5 protein-coding genes are annotated in these 4,371 nt (G+C 37.7%); 2 read left to right on the forward strand and 3 right to left on the reverse strand.

The genetic code is table 11. The features are described from left to right. On the forward strand, positions 1 to 785 hold a 785-nt coding region (locus ACESMA_RS21305; protein WP_372950904.1), incomplete at its 5' end, for an alpha/beta hydrolase family protein. Positions 786 to 930: 145 nt separating this feature from the next. Then, entirely contained in the window at positions 931 to 1,104 is a 174-nt protein-coding gene (locus ACESMA_RS21310) for a hypothetical protein (RefSeq protein WP_372950905.1), read from the forward strand. A 177-nt stretch (positions 1,105 to 1,281) separates the two neighbouring features. Here ACESMA_RS21310 and ACESMA_RS21315 read toward each other — a convergent pair whose 3' ends face one another. The 3 genes from ACESMA_RS21315 to ACESMA_RS21325 are packed head-to-tail and all read right to left on the reverse strand — an operon-like array spanning position 1,282 to position 3,837. Beyond that, entirely contained in the window at positions 1,282 to 2,097 is an 816-nt protein-coding gene (locus tag ACESMA_RS21315) for an SDR family oxidoreductase (RefSeq protein ID WP_372950906.1), read from the reverse strand. Continuing rightward, positions 2,087 to 2,839, reverse strand: a complete 753-nt coding sequence (locus ACESMA_RS21320) for a CPBP family intramembrane glutamic endopeptidase (protein WP_372950907.1) — start codon at positions 2,837 to 2,839, stop codon at positions 2,087 to 2,089. The genes ACESMA_RS21315 and ACESMA_RS21320 overlap by 11 nt, the downstream gene beginning before the upstream one ends. Positions 2,840 to 2,841: 2 nt before the next feature. Beyond that, positions 2,842 to 3,837 carry an NAD-dependent epimerase/dehydratase family protein gene (locus ACESMA_RS21325; protein ID WP_372950908.1) on the reverse strand — a complete coding sequence of 332 codons (996 nt, stop codon included), beginning with the start codon at positions 3,835 to 3,837 and terminating at the stop codon, positions 2,842 to 2,844. Positions 3,838 to 4,371 lie beyond the last annotated feature (534 nt).

The raw sequence follows: 4,371 nt of genomic DNA on the forward strand, positions 1-4,371 counted from the left end.
TAAACAATAATGGAGTGATTCTTCAGGGAAAATTCTATAAAACATATAAGAAAGGAAAACTCCCTACTATACTTCTATCGTCCGGGCTCCCTGGCAATGAAGATGACGAGCTGGGAATATGCAAAAAACTTCAGGAATCGGGAATAAATGCAATGATGTTCAATTACAGTGGCACCCATAATAGCCAGGGTGACTGGAGCTGGGACAATACACAGGAAGATATTCAAGCAGCCCTGAATTTTCTGTATCAAAAAGAAAGTATCAGTAAATTCAACATAGACACTACCTGCATTATTTTAGGCGGATACAGTTATGGAGGCGGAATGGCTCTTTCCTATGCAGTCAATCATTCAAAAATTCAGAATGTATTTTCTATTGCCGGTACCGATCATGGTGCATTTATGAAAGAGTATATTCGTAATTCAGAATTAAAGGCGGGGTTTGACAACTGGTTTGCTTCAATCACAGCTCCCGGAGGACCGGTAAGAGTTTCCAGCGGGGCCTCACCAAAAGAAATTGCAGCTAAAGGAATTGACCAGCTAAATCCTGCTTATTCGTTAATTGAGAGCGCACCACTTTTGGCTTCAAAAAACATTTTATTAATTGGAGGTTGGGATGATCTCAGTAACTCGATTGAACGGACTTTACCCTTGTACCGGGCTCTCAAAAATCAAAATGCACAAAATATTGCAATAATAGCATTTCAGGACGATCATTCATTTAAGAATTCCCGGGAGGATTTAGCGAATGTCATCATTAGTTGGGTAAAAACTGTTCACAAATAATTGTTTTTTATTGGGTAAAATTTTAATCCTGCCTGGACTAAAAGAATGACCTCAGCGAGGTCGTATTTTTATCGCCACTGACAATTACACTGAACTGGCAATGTATGAATTAAATGAAAAACGTTTGCGTAAAGAGACTAAGTAAATGGAAAAGGCAATTAAAATTGACTCAACTATTTATGAAGCATATCCGCTCAGTTATTTTGTATCTTTAATGGCATCATACAAAAAGCAAAACATTATGAAAAATGAAGCAAAGGATTTAAAAGCTGTAGAAGAAGCTGTGGCTAATTTGCAAAAAAAGTTTTATACAGCATAGGACTGGCAGGAGGTGCTTACAATGGTCTCGTTTTTAACCATACCAGGGCTCGAATCTGGACTCTTCTATTCCAGAGTCCCTGGTTCACTAAATTAAGATATAATTACGATGTCCAATAGCAAAAACAGGAGAATATTACGTGTATATTTTATCAAAATGTTTAGTTACACAATTTTATTATTGACTTCTTTCTTCAAATTTATGAAGATTCTTCAAAATAATTTTTTCAACCAGCAGGGGTACCCTTGCCTGAAGAAAATTATTTAACTTTCCGACAGGTGTTAATGTATTAATAAACATTCGTTTCCGGATATTTTTTAATACCTTTTTTGCAACAAATTCAGTAGTCAACACCTTCCTTTTATCCCTTTTTTTCAAAATCACCACAGATCCATCAGGGCCAATGGTTTCCTTTTGATGCTCTATCTCTGTCATACCAACATAAATTAATCCAACATGAATTTTATGCTTGTGCTCTTCTATACGAATCGATTCGGCAATAGCACGAAGTGCCATTTTTGAAGAACAATATGCAGATAAAGAAGGAAGTCCTCTGATACCCGCAAGACTGGAAATAAAGATAACACTTCCGTTTGTTTTCCTCAGTTCGGGAATAGCAGGAATAGTTGGATTTACAGTACCATAAATATTAGTTCTGAAAACCGATTGAAAAACTTCAGGTGTCAGGTCGGCAAAATAACCACGCATCGAAACACCTGCATTGTTCACCAGAATATCCAGACGTCCGAATGTTTTAACAGTTTCATCGATTAATCTTTTCCCCTCATTGACATCTGATACATCGCAGCATACACTAATGACATTTTTTGTATGCTTTTCGATCTCTTTCTGTGCAAGTTCCAGACGTTCTCTATTTCTTCCATTAAGTACCACAGATGCGCCTTCGCTGGCCAATTCAACTGCAATCGCCTTGCCTATTCCCCTGCTTGATCCGGTTATAATGGCAACTTTCCCGGAGAACCTATTTCCCATTTGGTATGTATTGGATTTCAGGATGAAATTTTATTGAAGTAAGGCTGTTGGTCCATGCCATGGCAACATGCACAATAAATGCAATCCATATCGTTCCTGATGCCAGTGTAAGAATGCAAAAAATCAGGCCCAGGGGTATTGCCCCGATTGCTTCAGCAAGTCCTTTGGGAATATGTGTTGCCGAATAGAGTGCTATATTTACAGCAATTGCCGGCCATACGCCCAAAGGTTCAACAAGGGAAAACAATAAAATACCCCTGAAAAGAAATTCGTACCCCAACAAATACAGGAACCAACCTATAAGGTTAATAACCACGGTTTTCCTTGTCCATACTTTTGCCCGGATCTGGGGATAATTAATCCAGTTTTCAGGTTTCTTTGCGTTGAAATATAAGAGTGGAAGCACTACAGCGCTTAACCCTATAATCCAGATAAGTGTAAAAAATCCTGTTTCAGGGATAAAAGTTAATCCATATTCAGCCAAAGAAATTTCGGGTAAGGCGAGAAGGCAGACAATTGCCGGCAATATTCCCATTGTCAGGAATCCGAAATACTTGGTAAAAAAAATGTGTTTTACCGATGCTGAATCAAAATCGTGCTTTTCATAAAATCGAGCCTTTATCTTTGCCGACTGAGCAACAAACCAAAAAATAATAAAAGAAATAAGTGTGCAAATGACCGGGATGAAAATCCTCGCAACTGAAGGGTCCCAACTCGCGTTAATACTAAAATGCTGATACATAACTATTTCTTGATTAAGTAATTATTATCGCGAAACCATTCAAAACATTCTTTTACAGCAACTTCAATCGGGGTTTGAGGTAATCCTAATTCATTTATGGCTTTTTCTGCTGAATAATAGTGCCGGTCACAGGAAATAGCGGCAAGTTCTTTTGTTATGGCAGGCTTGAATTTTAGCCAACGGGCAAGAAACGAATTTAACACTCCGAAAATTTTTATCGTTCCATTACTTAGTCTTATTTTCGGTGGATTTACCTCTATAACCTTCGCAAAACGTTCGAAAGCTTCCCTGTATGTAAGGTTTTCGTTTCCGAGAATGTAACATTCACCAATTTTTCCTTCTTTAACAGCATTTGCTGTTGCAACAACAGCATCTTTTACGGCGATGTAATTCTTACCGCCATTTGTATAGCCGGGCACTTTGCCATTGTACAAAGCGAGTATCATTTGTCCGGAGCTTGGTTTTGAATCGTAAGGTCCTATCATAAAAGTGGGATTTACTATTATCGCAGGAAGGTTTTTCTTATTGACATATTCTAAAATAAGCTCCATGGCTTTCCTTTTTGAATCCATGTAATCAAGTCCGTATTTTACCGAAGTGTAAGGATTCCCTTCTTTTCCCAAATCTTCCAGAGTCGATCCATAACCAAACGAATTTGCTGTTCCAATGTATATTAACCGTTTAATGCCATGCTTCAAACAAGCTTCAGCTATGTTCCGGCTCCCTTCTATGTTAACCAGATTAATTAATTCATCACGTGCGGGATACACTCTGGTGCATGCTGCGCAGTGTATCACACAATCCTGGTCCCGCATGCATAAATCGAGGTCATCCGGTTTTAGTATATTGCCATAGTACCTGTCTATGGGCAGGTGATGAAGGGTGGGTGCCAATGTCCCATCAAGAATCAGAACACTAATTTTGTATTCACGATTTAGCAGTTCCCTCACTAAATTACTGCCTAAAACACCATCCGGACCAGTTATCAGAATTTTCACATGATTAAAAGTTAATTTTTATTCAAAATCACTTGTGATATCTTCTTACAATTGTCATATTTATGACTGTCCAATCCATTTCAAAAACAAAATGGTCAAAATAAAATTCACTAACTGCTTCCAGTCTCATTTTGTTTTTAATTCCTGAATGTAATGATACATAAATAAATGGAGAAAATTTTCCCAACAACTGTTTTTTTTTATTGATAAAAAACGGTAACTAAAAAAATATGCCGGGGAAGGCTATATTGCAGCCTTACACCTTATAAAAATTGCCCCATACCCAAAAAATTCTGCCACTTATGCGAATACAGGGCAAAATGACTTACCCATGATTTTGGAGGCTATTCTGAGATTGTTCTGATTTATGACAACTAAATCCTGAATCAATGGGATGAAAATGAACCTGATAAGTTTAACCGGTTCTTGAATTGGTTTAATGAAGTTAAGGCTGGCAGACTTTTAGTTCGTCAGCCACCAACTCCACTATGCCCTGACTGTTTTTGTCCATGAGTATTAAATCCTATTTTTTTG

Origin of the sequence: Mariniphaga sp. (assembly GCF_041687215.1) — a bacterium.
Lineage (GTDB): Bacteria > Bacteroidota > Bacteroidia > Bacteroidales > Prolixibacteraceae > Mariniphaga.

What these genes read in the sequence shown, in the direction of transcription:
- ACESMA_RS21310 (WP_372950905.1), top strand. Translation starts at nt 931, where the DNA reads ATGGAAAAGGCAATTAAAATTGACTCAACTATTTATGAAGCATATCCG.
- ACESMA_RS21315 (WP_372950906.1), bottom strand. Translation starts at nt 2,097, where the DNA reads ATGGGAAATAGGTTCTCCGGGAAAGTTGCCATTATAACCGGATCAAGC.
- ACESMA_RS21320 (WP_372950907.1), bottom strand. Translation starts at nt 2,839, where the DNA reads ATGTATCAGCATTTTAGTATTAACGCGAGTTGGGACCCTTCAGTTGCG.